This window comes from Pseudomonas taeanensis MS-3 (assembly GCF_000498575.2).
In the GTDB taxonomy this organism is placed as follows: Bacteria; Pseudomonadota; Gammaproteobacteria; order Pseudomonadales; family Pseudomonadaceae; genus Aquipseudomonas; species Aquipseudomonas taeanensis.
Window position 1 is genome coordinate 654540 of the sequence record NZ_AWSQ01000001.1, and the last position, 21405, is coordinate 675944.

The 21405-nt window shown below is 60.7% G+C and carries 20 protein-coding genes; 19 read left to right on the forward strand and 1 reads right to left on the reverse strand.

The window, feature by feature from the left end; genetic code table 11:
* The first annotated feature begins 14 nt into the window (after positions 1-14).
* The 16 genes from atpB to TMS3_RS02870 all read left to right on the forward strand — a co-directional run bounded on the left by atpB (position 15) and on the right by TMS3_RS02870 (position 15520).
* Positions 15-884: a F0F1 ATP synthase subunit A gene (atpB, locus tag TMS3_RS02795; protein WP_025163726.1), complete on the forward strand. Its 870-nt coding sequence runs from the start codon at positions 15-17 to the stop codon at positions 882-884.
* Between the two features lie 158 nt (positions 885-1042).
* On the forward strand, positions 1043-1300 hold the full coding sequence (atpE, locus tag TMS3_RS02800; RefSeq protein WP_003097235.1) for a F0F1 ATP synthase subunit C: 258 nt from the start codon (positions 1043-1045) through the stop codon (positions 1298-1300).
* Positions 1301-1356: 56 nt separating this feature from the next.
* Positions 1357-1827 carry a F0F1 ATP synthase subunit B gene (locus TMS3_RS02805; protein ID WP_025163727.1) on the forward strand — a complete coding sequence of 157 codons (471 nt, stop codon included), beginning with the start codon at positions 1357-1359 and terminating at the stop codon, positions 1825-1827.
* A gap of 14 nt (positions 1828-1841) precedes the next feature.
* On the forward strand, positions 1842-2378 hold the full coding sequence (locus TMS3_RS02810) for a F0F1 ATP synthase subunit delta (protein ID WP_025163728.1): 537 nt from the start codon (positions 1842-1844) through the stop codon (positions 2376-2378).
* A 21-nt stretch (positions 2379-2399) separates the two neighbouring features.
* Positions 2400-3944: a F0F1 ATP synthase subunit alpha gene (gene atpA, locus TMS3_RS02815; RefSeq protein ID WP_025163729.1), complete on the forward strand. Its 1545-nt coding sequence runs from the start codon at positions 2400-2402 to the stop codon at positions 3942-3944.
* A gap of 50 nt (positions 3945-3994) precedes the next feature.
* The gene (atpG, locus tag TMS3_RS02820) at positions 3995-4855 is read left to right on the forward strand and encodes a F0F1 ATP synthase subunit gamma (RefSeq protein ID WP_025163730.1); all 861 of its coding nucleotides are present in this window, start codon (positions 3995-3997) and stop codon (positions 4853-4855) included.
* 30 nt (positions 4856-4885) lie between these two features.
* Positions 4886-6262 carry a F0F1 ATP synthase subunit beta gene (atpD, locus tag TMS3_RS02825; RefSeq protein ID WP_025163731.1) on the forward strand — a complete coding sequence of 459 codons (1377 nt, stop codon included), beginning with the start codon at positions 4886-4888 and terminating at the stop codon, positions 6260-6262.
* A gap of 39 nt (positions 6263-6301) precedes the next feature.
* Complete coding sequence (locus TMS3_RS02830) at positions 6302-6730, forward strand: F0F1 ATP synthase subunit epsilon (RefSeq protein WP_025163732.1); 429 nt, start codon at positions 6302-6304, stop codon at positions 6728-6730.
* Positions 6731-6911: 181 nt separating this feature from the next.
* Positions 6912-8276, forward strand: coding sequence for a bifunctional UDP-N-acetylglucosamine diphosphorylase/glucosamine-1-phosphate N-acetyltransferase GlmU (gene glmU / locus TMS3_RS02835; RefSeq protein WP_025163733.1), 1365 nt, complete (start codon positions 6912-6914; stop codon positions 8274-8276).
* 325 nt (positions 8277-8601) lie between these two features.
* Positions 8602-9372, forward strand: a complete 771-nt coding sequence (locus TMS3_RS02840; protein ID WP_025163734.1) for a DeoR/GlpR family DNA-binding transcription regulator — start codon at positions 8602-8604, stop codon at positions 9370-9372.
* Between the two features lie 10 nt (positions 9373-9382).
* On the forward strand, positions 9383-11245 hold the full coding sequence (gene glmS / locus TMS3_RS02845; protein ID WP_025163735.1) for a glutamine--fructose-6-phosphate transaminase (isomerizing): 1863 nt from the start codon (positions 9383-9385) through the stop codon (positions 11243-11245).
* Between the two features lie 343 nt (positions 11246-11588).
* Positions 11589-11840, forward strand: a complete 252-nt coding sequence (bufA2, locus tag TMS3_RS02850) for a BufA2 family periplasmic bufferin-type metallophore (protein ID WP_025163736.1) — start codon at positions 11589-11591, stop codon at positions 11838-11840.
* Between the two features lie 72 nt (positions 11841-11912).
* Entirely contained in the window at positions 11913-12758 is an 846-nt protein-coding gene (gene bufB, locus TMS3_RS02855; RefSeq protein WP_025163737.1) for an MNIO family bufferin maturase, read from the forward strand.
* Positions 12749-13534 carry an HvfC/BufC N-terminal domain-containing protein gene (locus TMS3_RS02860; RefSeq protein ID WP_025163738.1) on the forward strand — a complete coding sequence of 262 codons (786 nt, stop codon included), beginning with the start codon at positions 12749-12751 and terminating at the stop codon, positions 13532-13534. Before bufB ends, TMS3_RS02860 begins: the two co-directional genes overlap by 10 nt.
* Before the next feature lie 80 nt (positions 13535-13614).
* Positions 13615-14799, forward strand: coding sequence for a C17 cyclopropane fatty acid synthase CfaB (gene cfaB / locus TMS3_RS02865; protein WP_025163739.1), 1185 nt, complete (start codon positions 13615-13617; stop codon positions 14797-14799).
* A gap of 133 nt (positions 14800-14932) precedes the next feature.
* Entirely contained in the window at positions 14933-15520 is a 588-nt protein-coding gene (locus TMS3_RS02870) for a LysE family translocator (RefSeq protein ID WP_025163740.1), read from the forward strand.
* Here the strand turns inward: TMS3_RS02870 and TMS3_RS02875 are convergent, their stop codons facing one another.
* A complete protein-coding gene (locus tag TMS3_RS02875; protein WP_025163741.1) occupies positions 15521-16351 on the reverse strand; it encodes an AraC family transcriptional regulator in 831 nt (276 codons plus the stop codon).
* 300 nt (positions 16352-16651) lie between these two features.
* Here TMS3_RS02875 and TMS3_RS02880 point away from each other — a divergent pair, with 300 nt between their 5' ends.
* The 3 genes from TMS3_RS02880 (at position 16652) to TMS3_RS02890 (ending at position 21299) form a co-directional block, all read left to right on the forward strand.
* The gene (locus TMS3_RS02880) at positions 16652-18406 is read left to right on the forward strand and encodes a sensor histidine kinase (protein ID WP_025163742.1); all 1755 of its coding nucleotides are present in this window, start codon (positions 16652-16654) and stop codon (positions 18404-18406) included.
* 188 nt (positions 18407-18594) lie between these two features.
* Positions 18595-19938 carry a sigma-54-dependent transcriptional regulator gene (locus tag TMS3_RS02885; RefSeq protein WP_025163743.1) on the forward strand — a complete coding sequence of 448 codons (1344 nt, stop codon included), beginning with the start codon at positions 18595-18597 and terminating at the stop codon, positions 19936-19938.
* Positions 19939-20345: 407 nt separating this feature from the next.
* The gene (locus TMS3_RS02890) at positions 20346-21299 is read left to right on the forward strand and encodes a TAXI family TRAP transporter solute-binding subunit (protein WP_025163744.1); all 954 of its coding nucleotides are present in this window, start codon (positions 20346-20348) and stop codon (positions 21297-21299) included.
* The last annotated feature ends 106 nt before the right edge of the window (positions 21300-21405 follow it).

Consider the following 21405-nt stretch of genomic DNA (forward strand, 5'->3'; position numbering starts at 1 on the left):
CGTTTGAGGCAACCATGGCAGAACAAACCGCTTCGGGCTACATCCAGCACCACCTGCAGAACCTGACTTTCGGGAAGCTGCCAACGGGTGACTGGGGCTTTGCCCACACCGCAGAACAAGCTAAAGAAATGGGTTTCTGGGCGTTCCACGTGGATACCCTGGGCTGGTCCGTTGTATTGGGCCTGGTCTTCGTCCTGGTGTTCCGCATGGCCGCCAAGCGCGCCACCAGCGGTCAACCGGGCGGCCTGCAAAACTTCGTCGAAGTGCTGATCGAGTTCGTTGACGGCAGCGTCAAGGACACTTTCCACGGACGCAATCCGTTGATCGCACCGCTGGCTCTGACCATCTTCGTCTGGATCTTCCTGATGAACCTGATGGACCTGATCCCGGTCGACTTCCTGCCATTACTGGCCGCAACCATTACCGGTGATCCGCATCTGTCCTTCCGTGTCGTGCCGACTACTGATCCGAACGCGACCCTGGGAATGGCCCTGTCGGTGTTCGCACTGATCATCTTCTACAGCATCAAGGTCAAGGGTATCGGCGGCTTCATCGGCGAACTGACCCTACACCCCTTTGGTAGCAAGAATGTTCTGGTTCAGGCGCTGCTGATCCCGGTCAACTTCCTCCTCGAGTTCGTCACGCTGATCGCCAAGCCAATCTCGCTGGCCCTGCGTCTGTTCGGCAACATGTACGCCGGCGAACTGATCTTTATCCTGATTGCCGTGATGTTCGGCAGTGGCCTGCTCTGGCTCAGTGGCCTGGGTGTTGTCCTGAACTGGGCGTGGGCGGTGTTCCACATCCTGATCATTACGCTGCAGGCGTTCATCTTCATGATGTTGACCATCGTCTACCTGTCGATGGCGCACGAAGACAACCATTAATACCGCACGCAGCTCCCTGGATCTTTTCCTCAACGGCGAAGATCCAGAGATGTGGCGATGTTGATGGACGCCCGCAAGGGCAACAGAAGCAACGATTTAGTTTTACCGCTCTACCTTTAAAAACCTTAACCAATACGACGTAAAAGTCGGGAGGAAAAATGGAAACTGTAGTTGGTCTGACCGCGATTGCTGTTGCACTGCTGATTGGCCTGGGTGCCCTGGGTACCGCTATTGGCTTCGGTCTGCTGGGTGGCAAGTTCCTGGAAGGCGCCGCGCGTCAGCCGGAAATGGTTCCGATGCTGCAAGTTAAAATGTTCATCGTCGCCGGTCTGCTCGACGCCGTGACCATGATCGGTGTTGGTATCGCACTGTTCTTCACCTTCGCGAACCCCTTCGTTGGTCAAATCGCTGGCTAATCACTCGAATAATCGAGTGATTGGTTTGCCGGACAACGAACGAGCGAGGTGTTGGCGTGAACATTAATGCAACCCTGATTGGCCAGGCCGTTGCCTTCTTCATCTTCGTACTGTTCTGCATGAAGTTCGTATGGCCTCCGGTCATTACTGCTTTGCAGGAGCGTCAGAAGAAGATTGCAGATGGTCTGGACGCTGCCAGCCGTGCGGCTCGTGACCTGGAGTTGGCCCATGAGAAAGTGGGTCAACAACTGCGCGAAGCCAAAACCCAGGCAGCCGAGATCATTGAGCAAGCCAAGAAACGCGGTAACCAGATCGTCGACGAAGCCCGTGAACAGGCCCGTCTCGAAGCTGACCGTGTGAAGGCTCAGGCTCAGGCCGAGATCGAACAGGAACTGAACAGTGTCAAAGACGCCTTGCGTGCCCAAGTGGGTAGCCTGGCAGTCAGCGGCGCCGAGAAGATCCTGAGCGCATCTATCGACCAAAACGCGCATGCGGAGCTGGTTTCCAAACTGGCAGCCGAAATTTAAGCGAGGGCGCGATCATGGCAGAATTGACCACGCTGGCCCGACCTTACGCTAAGGCTGCTTTTGAGTACGCTCAGGCCCACCAGCAACTGGCCCCTTGGTCAGCCATGCTCGGCCTGGCCGCTGCGGTGTCGCAAGACGACACCATCCAGCGCATGCTCACGGCTCCGCGTCTGACGAGTACAGATAAAGCCACCGCCTTTATCGAGGTGTGTGGTGACAAGTTCAACGAGCAGGTACGCAATTTCGTCCACGTAGTCGCCGAAAACGATCGTCTGGCGTTGTTTCCAGAGATCGCCGAACTGTTCGAGCTGTTGAAAGCCGAACAGGAAAAATCGGTTGATGTGGACGTCACCAGTGCCTTTGCATTGAACGAAGAACAGCAAGACAAACTCGCCAAGGTTCTCAGTGCACGGCTCGGTCGAGAAGTGCGTCTGCACGCCGCGGAGGATGCCACCTTGATTGGTGGTGTCGTTATTCGCGCCGGCGACCTGGTTATCGATGGCTCAGTACGCGGGAAACTCGCGAAACTGGCCGAAGCATTGAAATCTTGAGTTTGAAGGGGCAGCAGAGCTATGCAGCAACTCAATCCTTCCGAAATAAGTGAAATCATCAAGGGCCGCATCGACAAACTCGATGTAGCCTCGCAAGCCCGTAACGAAGGCACAGTCGTCAGCGTGTCTGACGGTATCGTGCGGATTCACGGTCTGGCCGACGTTATGTACGGCGAAATGATCGAGTTCCCGGGCAGCGTTTACGGTATGGCCATGAACCTGGAGCGCGACTCTGTCGGCGCCGTGGTTCTCGGTGCTTACCAGTCCCTGGCCGAAGGCATGAGTGCCAAGTGCACCGGCCGCATCCTCGAAGTTCCGGTTGGTCCGGAACTGCTGGGTCGTGTGGTCGATGCCCTGGGTAACCCAGTCGACGGTAAAGGCCCGCTGAACAACGTCGCTACCGACGCGGTTGAGAAGGTTGCACCGGGCGTGATCTGGCGTAAGTCGGTCGACCAGCCGGTACAAACCGGTTACAAGGCCGTCGACGCCATGATCCCGGTTGGCCGTGGTCAGCGCGAGCTGATCATCGGTGACCGTCAGATCGGTAAAACCGCTCTGGCGATCGACGCGATCATCAACCAGAAGAACAGCGGCATTAAGTGCGTGTACGTGGCTATCGGTCAGAAGCAGTCGACCATCGCCAACGTGGTACGCAAACTGGAAGAAAACGGCGCGCTGGCTAACACCATCATCGTCGCCGCCAGTGCTTCCGAATCCGCTGCGCTGCAGTTCATCGCACCGTACGCCGGTTGCACCATGGGCGAGTACTTCCGCGACCGCGGCGAAGACGCGCTGATCGTTTATGACGATCTGTCCAAGCAGGCTGTGGCTTATCGCCAGATTTCCCTGCTGCTGCGCCGTCCGCCAGGCCGTGAAGCCTACCCAGGCGACGTGTTCTATCTCCACAGCCGTCTGCTGGAGCGCGCATCGCGCGTATCCGAAGAGTATGTTGAGAAGTTCACCAACGGTGAAGTGAAGGGCAAGACCGGTTCCTTGACCGCTCTGCCAATCATCGAAACTCAGGCTGGCGACGTCTCCGCGTTCGTACCGACCAACGTGATCTCGATCACCGACGGTCAGATCTTCCTGGAATCGGCCATGTTCAACTCCGGCATCCGTCCGGCGGTGAACGCGGGTGTGTCGGTATCCCGGGTAGGTGGTGCGGCTCAGACCAAGATCATCAAGAAGCTCTCCGGTGGTATCCGTACCGCTCTGGCTCAGTACCGTGAACTGGCGGCTTTCGCTCAGTTCGCCTCTGATCTGGACGAAGCCACGCGTAAGCAACTTGAGCATGGTCAGCGCGTAACCGAGCTGATGAAGCAGAAGCAATACGCGCCGATGTCCATCGCCGACATGTCGTTGTCCCTGTATGCCGCCGAGCGTGGCTTCCTGCAGGACATCGAGATCGTCAAAATCGGCAGCTTCGAACAAGCGCTGATTGCTTACTTCAACCGCGATCACGCCGAACTGATGGCGAAGATCAACGTGAAGGGTGACTTCAATGACGAAATCGATGCAGGCCTGAAAGCCGGTATCGAGAAGTTCAAGGCCACCCAAACCTGGTAAGCCGCAGCGGAGGTCGCAAGACCTCCGCCTGCTAACCCGATAGGTGTTACATGGCAGGCGCAAAAGAGATTCGCAGCAAGATTGCGAGCATCAAAAGCACGCAAAAGATCACCAGCGCCATGGAAAAGGTGGCTGTCAGCAAGATGCGCAAAGCACAAATGCGCATGTCTGCCAGCCGTCCTTACGCGGAGCGTATCCGCCAGGTAATTGGTCATCTGGCCAACGCCAACCCGGAATACCGTCACCCATTCATGATCGAGCGTGAAGTAAAGCGTGTCGGTTACGTCGTGGTGAGCAGTGACCGTGGTCTGTGCGGCGGCTTGAACACCAACCTGTTCAAGGCCCTGGTCAAGGACATGGTGGTAAACCGCGAAAACGGTGTAGAGATCGATCTCTGCGTAGTAGGCAGCAAGGGTGCGGCGTTTTTCCGCAACTTCGGCGGCAACGTCGTTGCTGCAATCAGCCACCTGGGCGAAGAGCCGTCGATCAATGATCTGATCGGCAGCGTCAAGGTGATGCTGGATGCCTACCTCGAGGGTCGTATCGACCGCTTGGCCGTGGTTTCCAACAAGTTCGTCAATACCATGACGCAAAAGCCGACAGTGGAGCAATTGATTCCGCTGGTGGCCGATCCGGATCAGGAACTCAAGCATCACTGGGACTACCTCTACGAACCCGACGCCAAAGAGCTGCTTGACGGCCTGATGGTGCGGTACGTGGAGTCGCAGGTGTACCAGGCGGTGATCGAGAACAACGCAGCTGAACAAGCGGCGCGGATGATCGCGATGAAGAACGCTACTGACAACGCCGGTGATCTGATCAGCGATTTGCAGCTGATCTACAACAAGGCACGTCAGGCGGCGATCACCCAAGAGATCTCGGAAATCGTTGGCGGCGCAGCCGCGGTCTGATACCGGTTCATATATTCAGAGGATCCAGCTATGAGTAGCGGACGTATCGTACAAATCATCGGCGCCGTGATCGACGTGGAATTCCCACGCGATCAGGTCCCGGGCATCTACGACGCTTTGAAAGTTCAAGGCGCCGACACCACCCTGGAAGTTCAGCAGCAGCTGGGCGACGGCGTGGTACGTACCATTGCGATGGGCTCGACCGAAGGCTTGAAGCGCGGTCTGGACGTCAACAACACGGGCGCAGCCATCTCCGTACCAGTCGGTAAAGCGACTCTGGGCCGGATCATGGACGTGCTTGGCAACCCGATCGACGAAGCCGGTCCGATTGGCGAAGAAGAGCGTTGGGGCATTCACCGCCCGGCACCGTCTTTCGCTGAGCAAGCGGGCGGCAACGACCTGCTGGAAACCGGCATCAAGGTTATCGACCTGATCTGCCCGTTCGCCAAAGGCGGTAAAGTCGGTCTGTTCGGTGGTGCCGGTGTCGGCAAGACCGTAAACATGATGGAACTGATCCGTAACATCGCCATCGAGCACAGCGGTTATTCCGTGTTCGCCGGTGTGGGCGAGCGTACTCGTGAGGGTAACGACTTCTACCACGAGATGAAGGACTCCAACGTTCTCGACAAGGTAGCCCTGGTCTACGGTCAGATGAACGAGCCACCAGGCAACCGTCTGCGCGTAGCACTGACCGGTCTGACCATGGCCGAGAAGTTCCGTGACGAAGGTAACGACGTACTGTTGTTCGTTGACAACATCTACCGTTATACCTTGGCCGGTACCGAAGTATCCGCACTGCTCGGCCGTATGCCGTCGGCAGTAGGTTACCAGCCGACCCTGGCCGAAGAGATGGGTATCCTGCAGGAGCGCATCACGTCGACCAAGCAGGGCTCGATCACCTCGATCCAGGCCGTTTACGTACCTGCGGACGACTTGACTGACCCGAGCCCGGCGACCACCTTCGCCCACTTGGACGCCACCGTCGTACTGTCGCGTGACATCGCTTCCCTGGGTATCTACCCAGCGGTCGATCCGCTCGACTCCACTTCGCGTCAGCTGGATCCGATGGTTATCGGCCAGGAGCACTACGACACCGCTCGCGGCGTTCAGTACGTGCTGCAGCGCTACAAGGAGCTGAAGGACATCATTGCGATCCTGGGTATGGACGAGCTGTCGGAAACCGACAAGCAGTTGGTATCCCGTGCACGTAAGATCCAGCGCTTCCTGTCGCAGCCGTTCTTCGTGGCTGAAGTCTTCACTGGTGCTTCGGGTAAATACGTTTCCCTGAAAGACACCATTGCTGGCTTCAAGGGCATCCTCAACGGTGACTACGACAGCCTGCCAGAACAAGCGTTCTACATGGTTGGTGGCATCGAAGAAGCCGTCGAGAAAGCCAAGAAACTGTAATCCGTGCGCCCGGTGACGGGCGCTTACGTGAGGCAAGATATGGCTATGACAGTCCATTGCGACATCGTCAGCGCGGAAGGCGAGATCTTCTCCGGCCTGGTCGAGATGGTGGTTGCGCACGGTAACCTGGGCGATATCGGTATCGCCCCGGGTCACGCGCCGCTGATCACCGATCTCAAGCCGGGTCCGATCCGCCTGATCAAGCAGGGTGGCGAAGCTGAGGTGTTCTACATCTCCGGTGGCTTCCTGGAAGTGCAGCCGAACATGGTGAAGGTCCTGGCCGACACCGTACAGCGCGCTGCCGACCTGGACGAAGCCTCCGCTCAGGAAGCCGTCAAGGCTGCCGAGAAGGCCCTGCATGACAAAGGTGCGGAGTTCGATTACGGCTCCGCCGCCGCTCGCTTGGCCGAGGCTGCAGCTCAGCTGCGCACCGTCCAGCAGCTGCGCAAGAAGTTTGGCGGCAGCTGATTCCGTCAGGCTTCATCGCACAGTAGAAAAAGGGTAGCCTTGGCTACCCTTTTTTTCGTCTGATTTTTCACCCGTAGGCTGGGTAGAGCGCAGCGAAACCCAGCCTGCTGGCAGTCGTTGCGCAGCCGGGGTTTCGGCAAAAACGTCTCTACCCAGTCACGCATCTTCAGGATCAACTTTCATGTCGCTCGATATCGTCATCCTCGCTGCCGGCCAAGGCACCCGCATGCGCTCCGCGCTGCCCAAGGTACTGCACCCGGTGGCTGGAAAATCCATGCTCGGACATGTCATCGATACCGCGCGCACGCTACAGCCACAGGGTATTCATGTGGTGATCGGCCACGGTGCCGAACAAGTGCGTGAGCGCCTGGCGGCGGATGACCTGAACTTCGTGCTGCAGACCGAGCAACTGGGCACCGGCCATGCCGTGGCCCAGGCGCTGCCCGCGCTTAGCGCCGAGCGGGTGCTAATTCTCTATGGCGATGTGCCGCTGATGGAACAGGGCACCCTGCAGCGCCTGCTGGAGAAGGTCGGCGACGAGCAGCTTGGGCTATTGACGGTCGACCTCAACGATCCGACCGGTTACGGACGCATCCTGCGCGACAAGACGGGCAAGGTGCTGGCCATCGTCGAGCAAAAAGACGCGACCCCGGAGCAGCGGCAGATCTGCGAAGGCAATACCGGGATTCTTGCGGTGCCCGGCAAGCGTCTAGGCGACTGGCTGGGGCGTTTGTCCAACAGCAACGCCCAGGGCGAGTATTACCTCACCGACGTGATTGCCATGGCGGTGGCCGACGGTTTAGTGGTCGCCACCGAACAACCGTTGGACGCCATGGAAGTACAAGGCGCCAACGATCGCATTCAGCTCGCCGAACTGGAGCGCCATTACCAGCAGCGTGCGGCGCGCCAGCTGATGGCCCAAGGCGTGACCCTGCGTGATCCGGCGCGCTTCGATCTGCGCGGAGAGGTCACTGTCGGCCGCGACGTGCTGATCGATATCAACGTGATCCTCGAAGGCCGCGTGGTCATCGAGGACGGCGTGCACATCGGCCCGAACTGCGTGATCAGCAACAGCACGCTGCGCCAGGGTGCCGTGGTCAAGGCCAACAGCCACCTGGAAGGTGCCGAAGTCGGTGAGGGTGCCGATTGTGGCCCCTTCGCCCGCTTGCGCCCCGGTGCCGTGCTGGGCGCCAAGGCCCATGTGGGTAACTTCGTCGAATTGAAAAACGCCGTGCTCGGCGAGGGCGCCAAGGCCGGCCACCTTAGCTACCTGGGCGATGCCGAGATCGGCGCGCGCACTAACATCGGCGCCGGCACCATCACCTGCAATTACGATGGTGCCAACAAGTTCAAGACGGTACTGGGTGAGGATGTATTCATCGGCTCCAACAGTGCCCTGGTCGCCCCGCTGATCCTGGGCGACGGTGTCACCACCGGTGCGGGCTCGGTGATTACCAGCGATGTACCGGCCGACACCCTGGCAGTCGGGCGGGCCAAGCAGCGCAATATCGAAGGCTGGAAGCGCCCGGTGAAGATCAACAAGTGAGGCTGGTCATAGGATGGGCTAGACGCGTAGCGGCGTAACCCATCACTTAGCAGGCCGTTGAAAAACTACTGCGCTCGGCTATGCGGCGTTGAAATCAGCCCGGGACGCGGGGCCTCAAAATTCTCATGTACAGCTCGTACACTGCGCTTTATCGGGTGGTTTTGCCTTGCCTAGCCTTCGCTCGCTACATTTTTCAACGGCCCGATAGGCAGGATGGGTAGCGCCGTGCTCAACTCATCTAACGGCCTTCCATCGGCTTTACTCTTGACGGAAAAGCTTCATTAGGTTTTGATTCGCGCAATTATCTTTCGAATCGAAACTTAGAATGTCGAAACGCAACACTCCGCAACGCCGTCACGCCATCCTCGCCCTGCTCGCCGAGCAGGGCGAGGTCAGCGTCGATGCGTTGGCCAAGGGTTTTTCGACCTCGGAAGTGACCATTCGCAAGGACCTCGCCGCCCTGGAAAAGAATGGCCTGTTGCTGCGTCGTTACGGTGGCGCGGTGCCAATGCCGCAGGAGTTGATCGCTGACGGCGGGCAGCCGATCTCGAAATACAAGCAGGCGATCGCCCGTGCCGGCGTGGCACGCATTCGTGAGCATGCGCGGATCATCATCGACAGCGGCACCACCACCGCGGCGATGATCCCCGAGTTGGGGCACAAGCCGGGCCTGGTGGTGATGACCAACTCGCTGAACGTGGCCACTGCCCTGCGCGACCTGGAGCATGAGCCGATGCTATTGATGACTGGTGGCACCTGGGACCCGCACTCCGAGTCGTTCCAGGGCCAGGTCGCCGAGCAGGTGCTGCGCTCCTATGACTTCGATCAATTATTCATCGGTGCCGACGGCATCGATCTGGCGCGCGGTACCACCACCTTCAATGAATTACTGGGTCTCAGCCGGGTCATGGCCGAGGTGGCCCGCGAAGTCGTGGTGATGGTCGAGAGCGACAAGATCGGCCGCAAGATTCCCAACCTGGAGCTGCCCTGGAGCAGCATCCATACCCTGATAACCGACGAACGCCTCAGCGCTGAGGCCCGTGAACAACTGACGGCACGCGGGATCAACTTGATCTGCGCGGCCGTCGACGCTTAAGGAGAAGTCTATGTGTGGCATCGTGGGCGCCGTCGCCGAACGTAATATCACCGCCGTGCTGGTAGAAGGCCTCAAGCGCCTGGAATACCGTGGTTATGACAGTGCCGGCGTGGCGCTGTTGAATGACCAGGGTCAGCTCGAGCGCCGTCGTCGCGTGGGCAAGGTCAGTGAGCTGCAAGCGGCGCTGAACGCTGAGCCCTTGGCCGGTCGTCTGGGCATCGCCCACACCCGCTGGGCCACCCATGGCGCGCCGAGCGAGCGCAACGCCCACCCGCATTTCTCAGGTAGAGAGCCCGGCAGTGAGCTGGCGGTGGTGCATAACGGCATCATCGAAAACCACGATGCCCTGCGCGAGCAACTCAAGGGTCTGGGTTACGCCTTCAGTTCGGATACTGACACCGAAGTCATCGTTCACCTGCTGGATCACAAGCTAAAAACTCAGCCTGATCTGACCGCGGCGCTCAAGGAAGCAGTCAAGGAGCTGCACGGTGCCTATGGTCTGGCGGTGATCAGTGCCAAGCAGCCGGATCGTTTGCTCGCCGCGCGCAGCGGCAGCCCGCTGGTGATTGGCCTGGGCCTGGGCGAAAACTTCCTGGCCTCCGACCAGTTGGCCTTGCGCCAGGTGACTGACCGCTTCATGTACCTGGAAGAAGGCGATATCGCCGAGATTTGCCGCGAGAGCGTGCAGATCTGGGACGTCTCCGGTGAGCCGGTGCAACGTGAAAGCGTGCAGTACCACGAAGGCGCGGAAGCCGCCGACAAGGGCGAGTTCCGCCACTTCATGCTCAAGGAAATCTTCGAGCAACCCAAGGTGGTGCAGCGCACCCTGGAGGGCCGCCTGGGCTCCGATCACGTGTTGGTGCAGGCCTTCGGCCCCCAGGCCGCCGAGCTGTTCGCCAAGGTCAAGAACGTGCAGATCGTCGCCTGTGGCACCAGCTACCACGCCGGCATGGTCGCCCGTTACTGGCTGGAAGGTCTGGCGGGTATTCCCTGCCAGATCGAGGTGGCCAGCGAGTTCCGCTACCGCAAGGTGGTGGTGCAGCCGGACACCCTGTTCGTCAGCATTTCCCAATCCGGCGAAACCGCCGATACCCTGGCCGCACTGCGCAATGCCAAGGCGCTGAGCCCTGAGCAGGGCGGTTACCTGGCCAGCCTGTCGATCTGCAACGTCGGCATCAGCTCACTGGTGCGCGAGTCCGACCTGTGTCTGCTGACCCAGGCCGGCCCGGAAATTGGCGTGGCCTCGACCAAGGCCTTCACCACTCAGTTAGTCGGTTTGATGCTGCTGACCCTGTCCCTCGGTCAGGTTCGCGGCACACTGGACAAGCGGCTGGAAGCCGAACTGGTGGATGAGCTGCGCCGCCTGCCGACCCGCCTCGACGAAGCCCTGGCGATGGATACGGTGGTGGAGAAGGTGTCCGAACTGTTCGCGGAAAAGCACCATGCCCTGTTCCTCGGGCGCGGCGAGCAATACCCGGTGGCCATGGAAGGTGCGCTCAAGCTCAAGGAAATTTCCTATATCCACGCCGAAGCCTACCCGGCCGGCGAGCTCAAGCACGGGCCGCTGGCCCTGGTCGACAGCGACATGCCGGTGGTCACGGTGGCGCCTAACAACGAACTGCTGGAGAAGCTCAAATCCAACCTGCAGGAAGTGCGCGCCCGTGGCGGCGAGTTGATCGTGTTCGCCGACCAGCAGGCCGGCATGAGCAACGGCGAGGGCACCCACGTGGTCAACATGCCGCACATTCACGACGCCCTGGCGCCGATCCTCTACACCATCCCGCTGCAGCTGTTGTCCTACTACGTCGCCGTGCTCAAGGGCACCGACGTCGATCAGCCGCGCAATCTGGCCAAGAGCGTGACGGTCGAATAAGGCCGTAACGGTTAAGCCCAGCATCCTGCTGGGCTTTTACCTGGTGCGAGGGTTATCCACAGGGAGCGGACGAGTATGGCTCGCCGCAGCCGCGCCAGTCGTGAACAGGATCCGCAACTAGCAGATTTCTGGGGTGGCTGAACCTGCTCCAGACTCGGCCATACAACCCTGATCCAGGCAGCTCCGATTATCTACAGCGTTGCCCGGCGGTGATGGATCCGTCGAGTGTGTTGAACATTTTTATTGGCGCTTGTAACGCCTGAGAATGACCAGACTCTAGTGGTATGCCTGCATCGAACAAGCCTTGTTCGATTGGCAACCGAAACCACTCGAGGATCACCGCATGTCTATCACTACTACCGCTACTGGTGCTGCCATCGCTTTCGCCGCGGCTACGCTGTTCGCCAGCATGTCCACTGTTGTCGTGGCCGAAGAAGCACAGGTGCATTGCTACGGCGTGAATGGCTGCAAAGGCCAGAACGACTGCAAGACCGCCGCCAACAGCTGTAAGGGTCAAGGTTCCTGCAAAGGTCAGGGCTTCAAGAACATGACCCTGGCAGAGTGCAACAATGCCAAGGGTACCGTCGGCGAGTAAGGGCACACGGAGTGGCCGGCTGCGGCCACTCCAGCCCATTGCCGCCTTTTCAGCTTTTCAGGGAGTTGTCGCATGTCCACTGAGTCAGCATGTCTGGGTTATGGCCTGGGCCTGCGCAGCACCTACTACCAGGAAATTCTCGAGCAGCGGCCGGATGTCGACTGGTTCGAGATTCTCTCGGAAAACTATCTGGTTGATGGCGGCAAGGCGCTCTACTACCTGGATGCCATCGGCGAACACTATCCGTTGGTGATGCACGGCGTATCGCTGTCCATCGGCGGCCCGCATGAGTTGGACCGGGACTACTTGCAACGCCTCAAACATCTGGCTGCGCGGGTTAAACCGGCGTGGATTTCCGATCATCTGTGTTGGAGCCGCGGCAACGCGCACCAACTGCACGACCTGTTGCCGCTGCCCTACACCGAAGAAAGCCTGCAGCACGTCGCTGCGCGCGTGCGCCAGGTGCAGGAGGTTCTCGAGCGCCCCCTGGTGCTGGAGAATGTCTCCAGTTACCTGCGCAGCGCCGATGATCAGTTCAGCGAATGGCAGTTTCTCGCCGCGCTCAGCGAACTGAGTGGTTGCGAGCTGTTGCTCGACGTCAATAACGTCTACGTCAGCAGCCGTAATCACGCCTTCGACCCCTGGGATTTCATCAGCGGCTTGCCCGCGCAGCGCATTCGCCAGCTGCACCTGGCCGGGCACAGCGATTACGGCAGTTACCTGATAGACACCCATGATCAGCCGATCAGCGATCCGGTCTGGCAACTGTATCAGCGCACCCTGCAGCACCTGGGTCCGGTGGCGACCCTGTTGGAGCGGGACGACCACTATCCGCCGCTGTCCGAGCTGCTCGCTGAACTGGATAAAGCCCGCGTCTTCGCGGCGACAGCCTTGCCTGCGGAGCCGTTATGCAACTGAATGACTGGCAGCGCGAGATCGAGGCCTACCTGCTCGGCCAGGAGCCGACGCCCAACCCGGCGTTGCGAGCTAGCCTGCTGAGTAGCCCGGCGCTGAGCGCAGAAGACGGCCTGGCGATTTACCACAATGCCTACCGCGCGCGGCTTTTGGAGGCCGTACGGGATGACTATCATGCCGTGCATGGCTGGCTCGGGGATGAGGAGTTCGACGCGCTGGCTGGCGCCTATATCGAGGCCCATCCCTCGCAGCACTTCAGTCTGCGCTGGCTGGGAGCGCGCCTTGCAGAGTTTATCGAAGGCTATCTGGTGGCCGAACAGAGCGCGCCGCTCAGTGAGCTGGCGCGGCTGGAGTGGGCTTTTACCCTGGCCTTCGATGCGCCCGAGGGCGTTCCCCTGAGTCTGCAACAGATGGCCAGCCTGCCGGCCGAGGACTGGCCGACCCTGCAGGTGCGCCTGCTACCCAGCGTGCAGTGGCAAAGCTGTCGCTATAACAGCGTGGCGATCTGGCGCGCGCTCAAGGACGACACGGCGTTTCCCGGCAGCGTGCTGCTGGAGCAGACGCAGGTTTGTCTGATCTGGCGGCAGGGTTTGATCAGCCGCTATCGCAGCCTGTCCCATGCCGAAGCGACGGCGCTGCAGGGTATGGCGGTGGACGGCTGGAGCTTCGCCGATCTCTGCGCGCAGTTGAGCGAACTCGGCGATAACGCCCCTCTGCAGGCCGCCACCTGGCTGCGCCAATGGCTGAGCGATGGTCTGCTGCAGCGCTATGGCATATAGCCACTGGTTATGGAACCGAAAAGCTGACAAATGAGTCATCTGAACTACCTTTTCAATTATTTTTAAAGGTGGAGGTTCCTATGCTCGCGTATTTGCCGCCAAACCTGCGTGACCTTCAGCTGCCCTTGCGTTTGCGCCTATGGGACGGCACTCAGCTCGACCTCGGCCCTCAGCCACGGGTCACCCTGGTGGTCAAAGATCCGAGTCTGGTGGCGCAACTGGCCCATCCCAGTCTGGATGCATTGGGCGGCGCCTATGTCGAAGGGCGGGTGGAGCTGGAAGGACCGATGAGCGAGGTGATTCGCATCGGCGATGCCCTCAGTCAGGCGCTTGAGGATGAGTCTGACACCTGCCAGATATCGCGCACGCCTCATGACAAGGACAGCGATGCGGCGGCGATCAGCTACCACTATGACCTGTCGAACGACTTCTACGCGCTGTGGCTGGACCCGCAGATGGTCTACTCCTGCGCTTATTTCGAGACCGGCACGGAAGACCTTGAGCAGGCGCAACAGGCGAAAATGCGCCACCTGTGCCGCAAGCTGCGCTTGCAACCGGGGGAACGGCTGCTGGATGTCGGTTGCGGCTGGGGCGGCCTGGCGCGTTACGCCGCGCGCGAGTTCGGCGCCGAGGTGTTCGGCATCACCCTCAGTCGCGCGCAGTTGAAACTGGCCCGTCAGCGGGCCAAGGATGAGGGCCTTGCTCGGCAGGTGCGACTGGAGCTGCTGGACTACCGTGACCTGCCGCAGGACGGCCGTTTCGACAAGGTGGTCAGCGTCGGCATGTTCGAGCACGTCGGGCATGCCAACCTGCCGCTTTACTGCCAGCGCCTGTTCGGCGCGGTAAAGGCCGGCGGCCTGGTGATGAACCATGGCATCACCGCCAAGTTCACCGATGGCCGCCCGGTGGGTCGCGGCGGTGGCGAGTTTATCGGGCGTTACGTGTTCCCCGAAGGCGAGTTACCGCATCTGGCGACCATGACCGCGCACATCAGCGAAGCCGGTCTGGAGGTGGTCGATGTGGAAAACCTGCGGCTGCACTATGCCCGGACCCTGGAGCACTGGAGTGCACGACTGGAAGCACGCCTGGACCAGGCCGCACAGTTGGTGCCGGAGCAAGCCCTGCGCATCTGGCGGTTGTACCTGGCCGGTTGTGCGTACGGCTTTGCCCGTGGCTGGATGAGCCTGCATCAGATCCTCGCGATCAAACCCTATGAGGATGGCAGCCACAACCTGCCCTGGACCCGAGCCGACCTGTATCGCTGAGCTCAGGACCCATCTATACGCGCGCTAGTGAATGTAGAAAATCCCATGCCTGAACAGGGCATTTTTCTTCAATACCGCGATCTTCACGCCTGTCAGTCTGCACCTTCTTTCTAACGACACTGACAGGTATGCGATGACTATTCTGCTTTCCATGGCGGCCTTTGCCCTGGCCGCATCGATCTCCCCCGGCCCGGTTAATCTGGTGGCGCTGAGCGCGGGTGCCCGCTACGGCCTGCGCGCCAGTCTGCGGCATGTGACCGGGGCGACTCTGGGCTTCACCCTGCTGCTGTTGTGCATGGGGCTGGGGTTGCAGCAACTGCTGAATCAGTGGCCCGCGTTGGCGATCTTGATCTGCTGGTCGGGCGTCACCTTTCTGCTGTACATGGCCTATAGCCTGGCGCGTGACGATGGCCGGCTCAATAGTGGCAAGGCGGTACAGGCGCCTTCGCTGCTCACCGGCGCACTCATGCAATGGCTCAATCCCAAGGCCTGGCTGGCGTCGCTGGCCGGCATGGGCGCCTACGCGGCGGACGGCGAACTGCGGCTGGTCGGGCAGTTCGCGGCGCTGTATTTCGTCATCTGTTACCTGTCTATCGCCTGCTGGGCTTACGCCGGTGCATTCCTGCGCCAGTACCTGGACGACCCCCGGCGCATGCGTCGATTCAATCGTATTCTGGCGCTGCTGCTGGTGCTCTCGGCGCTCTACCTGTTGTGGCCGTGATCAGGCCGGGCGCCGGTATTGCCCGGGGGTAGCGGCGAGCAGCTGCTTGAAGGCACGCTGAAAGTGGGCCTGGTCGGCAAAGCCAGCCGCCAGCGCCACCTCGGCGATCTCGCCGCCGCGTCTGAGCCGGGATTGGGCGTACTGGATGCGGCGGTTGATCAGGTAAGTGTGGGGCGTCATGCCGTAGCCGCGGCGAAAGGCGCGAGTCAGGTAGGAGGCTGACAGCCCGGCCGCCGCACAGATGTCTTCCAGCTTCAGGGGCTGGGTGCAATGATCGCGAATAAACTCGGCCGCCAGACGAATGCGTGGATTGTCCTCGCGTCGGAGTTTCGGCGCCGGTTCCAGGCGTTGCTGCAGTTCGCTGAAGCAGTCGAGCAGGGCGCAGTGCTTGTGCAAGGTATCGGCCTGGGGATCGCTGAGCAGGGCGTAGAGGTGATTCAAGCTGCGATAGAGCACCGGGTCGTGGCTGAGGATGGTGGAGAAGTTGTGCAACGGCTGGTTGTGGCTGAAGCCCAGTTGCTGTTGCAGTTCGCTCAACCAGGCTATATCCACATAGAACATGCGATAGGACCAGGGCTGCCCGGCCAGAGGGTTGCAGGCATGTACGTCGCCTGGGTTCATCAGCACTACGCTGCCGGCGCCGATCTGTTGGCGGTTTTTTTCGTTGAGGTAGGTACTGCGGCCCTGAGTGACGGTGCCGATGGAGAAGGTTTCGTGGGAGTGCTTGGCGTAGCACTGCTGACGCCCATCCAGCACGTCCCGCGCCTCGAAGAACGGCAGTGCCGGATCGCGCCAGAAGCGTGGAGTGGTCGTCTGATTGAGCTTTGCCATGTTCACTCTCCTGCAGACTGGTACCCCCGAGCCTAGTGGCCTGTACGCTTAGTGGGTTAACTCAAGTTCGGATGGCTGAGGTTCCGAGACCAGGCGCTGCGACGAGTCACCGCGGGCTATGGCGAGGAGCGGCAACACTGTATCGGGGCCTCAGAAGCCGAAATTGACTAATTGAACTTGCCACACAGGCCACTAGGACTATAGCCGGCCATGGTCATGGCAGAAACCCTCGCATGCAGCGGCCTGCAAGCGAGTGGGCTTTGTCTTACCATGTCGGCACTGTCCTGAGCCGAGCCGCGCATGCCTGGGTTTTTTCTGCGATACCGCGTATTTCTGATCGCCCTGCTGATTCTCCTCGGTCTGTTCGCCAGCATGTGGCTGGCCGGTCGTTACGCCGAGCAGCGCGCCTGGCTGGAGCGCAGTGTCGAGGCGCGCGGACAGTTGCAGCTATATGCCCAGTCACTGCATACCCTGGTCGAGCGCTTTCGCTCGGTGCCCGAGGTGCTGGCACTCGACAGCGATATCAAGTCACTGCTGCGTGCACCGCAGGATCGTCTGCTGCGCGACACACTCAATCTGCGTCTGGAACAGCTGAATGCCGCCGCCGGCTCCAACGTGCTGTACCTGCTGGACCGACAGGGTGAGGCCCTGGTGGCCAGTAACTGGCGTGACTGGAGCAGTTTCGTCGGCAACAACTACGCCTTTCGCCCGTACTTTCAGGATGCTGTACGCCACTCCTCAGGCCGCTATTTTGCGGTCGGGGTGACCACCGGAATTCCCGGTTACTTCCTCTCCCATGCGGTGCATGACGATGACGGCACGCTACTCGGCGTGCTGGTGGTCAAGCTCGAACTGGAGAATCTGCAGCGCGAGTGGGCGGGCCAGAACGGCGTGCTGTTGGTCGCCGACAGTTACTCCGTGGTGGTACTCAGCAATCGTCCGGCCTGGCGTTTTCGTGCCCTGGACGAGCTGAGCGAGCAGGCGCGGGCGGAACTGGTCGAGGTGCGTAAATATGCCGAGCAGGCACTCAAGCCACTGCCCAGCGAGCTGCGCCAGCAGATCGATGACGATTCGCAGTGGCGCCGCGTCGATGGCCCGGACGGACGCCGCGATTACCTCTGGCAGCGTCTGGCGCTGCCCGAGGAAGGCTGGACCCTGCATCTGCTGCTCGAACCACAGACCCTGGTCGACAGCGTGCGTAGTTATCGTCTGGCCGCCGCCGGCGTGTGGATGACCCTGGCCTTCCTGTTGTTGTTTCTCGCTCAGCGGCGCAAGACCCAGCGCCTGCAAGCGGGCATTCGCGCTCGCCTGGAGTCTGAGGTGGCGCTGCGCACCGCCGAGTTGCGTGAAGCCCAGGAAGGCTTGGTCCACGCTGCGAAAATGGCTGCCCTGGGGCAGATGTCAGCGGCGCTGGCGCATGAAATCAACCAGCCGCTGACCGCCATGCAGATGCAACTGGGTAGCCTGCGCTTGTTGCTCGACAGCGGTCGCCAGGACGATGTCCGCGAGGGTCTGCAGCGCATCGATGGCTTGCTGCAACGCATGGCCGGGTTGACCGGTCACCTGAAGACCTTTGCCCGCAAAAGCCCGGCCGGACTCAAGGAGCGCTTGCGCCTGAGTGATGTGCTGGAGCAGGCGCTGCAACTGTTGGCGCCACGTATGCGCAGCGAGCAGGTTGAGCTGCAGTGCGACATAGATGCCAATGCGCAGGTGCTGGGCGATGCGATTCGACTCGAACAGGTGCTCCTCAACCTGCTGCATAACGCCTTGGATGCCATGCGCAACGTCGAGCAACGGCGGCTCAGCATCGTTATTCGGCGGCAGGACGATCACTGCCTGCTGAGCGTGGCGGACAGTGGTGGGGGCATCAGCACCGAGCACCTGGCCAGTGTGTTCGAGCCTTTCTTTACCACCAAACCGGTGGGTCAGGGGTTGGGCCTGGGGTTGGCGGTGTCCTATGGCATCGTCCGCGAGCTGGGCGGTTGCCTCGACGCGACCAATGCCGCGGACGGGGCGCTGTTTACCGTGCGTCTGCCAGCGGCACCGCACACGTAGGGCTGGGGTAAGCGCATACAGCAGGCCCTCTGGTCTGCGGAAAATACGACGTCGCGTGATTTATCGTCTGCATGTATAGGGGGCCGAACCGCTCACCCACTCTACGGCGGGCCTTGCCGTAGACGTTTGTCGCCGCTACCGAATTCCTCGCATGGCGATACACTGCGAGGTATGAAACAGGAGGTGCTATGAGTGGTCGGGTGATTGTGGTCGATGATGAGGCGGCGATCCGCGAGGCGGTCCAGCAGTGGTTGGAACTGTCGGGCTTTCGCGTGCAGAGTTGCGCCACGGCGGCACAAGCCTTGGGTTTGGTCGATCGCGACTTTCCCGGCGTGGTGATCAGTGATGTGCGTATGCCGGGCACCGATGGCCTGCAGTTGCTGGACAAGCTGCTGGAGCTGGATCGCGACCTGCCGGTGATCATGGTCACCGGTCACGGCGATGTGCCGATGGCGGTGCAGGCCCTGCGCCAGGGCGCCTACGATTTTATCGAGAAACCCTTCACCCCCGAGCGCCTGCTCGAAAGCGTACGCCGGGCCCTGGATAAGCGCCGTCTGGTCTGTGAAAACCGCAAGCTGCGTCAGCAGTTCGCCTTCAAGGATCATATCGAGGCGCAGCTCCTGGGCGTGTCGCGGCCGATGGAAAACCTGCGCCGACAGATCCTCGAACTGGCCGGCACCTCGGTGAATATCCTGATTCGCGGTGATACCGGCAGTGGCAAGGAGCGGGTAGCCCGGTGCCTGCATGATTTCAGCACGCGGGTGGCAAAACCCTTCGTTGCCCTGAATTGTGCCGCGATTCCGGAAAGCATCTTCGAGAGCGAGTTGTTCGGCCATGAAAGTGGCGCCTTTACCGGTGCCCAGGGCAAGCGCATCGGCCGCATCGAACACGCCGATGGCGGTACCCTGTTCCTCGACGAGGTGGAAAGCCTGCCGCTGGCGCAGCAGGTCAAACTGCTGCGAGTGTTGCAGGAAAAAACCCTGGAGCGGCTCGGCTCCAACCGCAGTATTCAGGTGGATCTGCGGGTGATCAGTGCGGCCAAGCCGAACCTGCTCGACGAGGTGCACGGCGGGCGTTTTCGTGAGGATCTGTTCTATCGCTTGAACGTCGCCACCGTACAGATTCCGCCGTTGCGTGATCGACGCGAAGACATTCCGTTGCTGTTCGAGCACTTTGCCCATGAGGCAGCCGTGCGGCATAACCGCGAGGCGCCGCCGCTGGCACCCAGCGACCTGGCCCGCCTGCTCGGGCATGACTGGCCAGGCAATGTGCGCGAGTTGATCAACGCCGCCGAACGTCACGCCCTGGGCCTGAGTGCGCCGGCCGAGGCGGTTGATGCGCAGTCGCTGGCCGAACAGATAGAGACGTTCGAGGCGCAATGCCTGCACAACGCGTTGCTGCGCTGCCAAGGCAATATCACTCAGGTGATGGCGTTGTTGCAGCTGCCACGCCGCACCCTCAACGAGAAGATGCAACGCCACGGCATACAGCGCAGCAGCTACAGGCTGGCGGGCAGTGGCGACGATGAGTAGGCAAGATATCGCCTACACTCGATTACCTGTAGGCGGTTTTCCGCTTGTTTAAGCCGGTTATTTTGCATAAATCTCTCTAGAACGGGCTTCTCAGCCCTTGGCACGGCATCTGCTATAGCTCTTGTCAGCCAGGCGCGTTGTCGCGCTGGCGATTAATAAGAAAGACCAGAGGTCAGCCAATGAACTGCCATGCACCCCTCGCGAGTCTGACTCGCCCTGCTGCCATTCACCTCCTCTTGTGCACCAGGCTCAGGCCCGGTGTCGGCGCTCGCCGCTTTCCTGGCCCTGATAACAAGCCCCGATAAAGAGTCCAGCTCCAACCAAGCGCTGCGCAACTGCTGCGCTGGTGGGCATCGACTACAGTGAAAAACTCTGCATTACAGCCATAACAACAACGGAGATTCTCCATGCGATTGACTAAGCGTTTCAGCCTGTTCGCCGCCGCTGCGGCCCTGACTGCCAGCACCGCGGTACTTGCCGCACCAACCTTCATCAACATCCTCACCGGCGGCACCAGCGGTGTTTACTATCCGATCGGCGTCGGCCTGTCGCAGCTGTACAGCAACGGTATCGAAGGTGCCAAGACCTCGGTGCAGGCGACCAAGGCTTCGGTGGAAAACCTCAACCTGCTGCAGGCTGGGCGCGGCGAGCTGGCCCTGGCCCTGGGCGACTCGGTGGCCGATGCCTGGAACGGCGTTGAAGATGCCGGCTTCAAGGCACCACTGAAGAAGTTGCGGGCGATCGCCGGTACCTACCCGAACTACATTCAGATCGTCGCCAGCAAGGAATCCGGCATCAGCACCCTGGCCGACCTCAAGGGCAAGCGCATCTCGGTCGGTGCGCCGAAGTCCGGCACCGAGCTGAACGCTCGCGCCATCTTCGCCGCGGCTGGCCTCAGCTACGAGGACATGGGCAAGGTCGAGTTCCTGCCCTATGCCGAGTCGGTTGAACTGATCAAGAACCGCCAGCTGGACGCCACCCTGCAGTCCTCGGGGCTGGGCATGGCGGCGATCCGCGACCTGGCCGCGACTCTGCCGATCACCTTCGTCGCGGTACCGGCCGAGGTCACCGCGAAGATCGGCAACGATGCCTACCAGGCCGCCGCCATCCCGGCCGGCACCTATGACGGTCAGGATGTCGATGTCGCGACCGTGGCCATCACCAACATCCTGGTCAGCCACGAAGGCGTGTCCGACGAGGTTGCCTACCAGATGACCAAGCTGATGTTCGACAACCTTGAGCGCCTGGGCAATGCCCATTCCGCAGCCAAGGAAATCAAACTGGACGGCGCGGCGAAGAACCTGCCAATCCCACTGCATCCGGGTGCCGAGCGCTTCTACAAGGAAGTCGGCGCGCTGTAATGCCCATGCGCGCTGGGCTTCGCGTGGCGAAGCCCAGCGCGCAGTACCAACCTATTACTTTGCACGCTATACAGAGTTGCGAATAAAACCAGCGTACTGAATACGG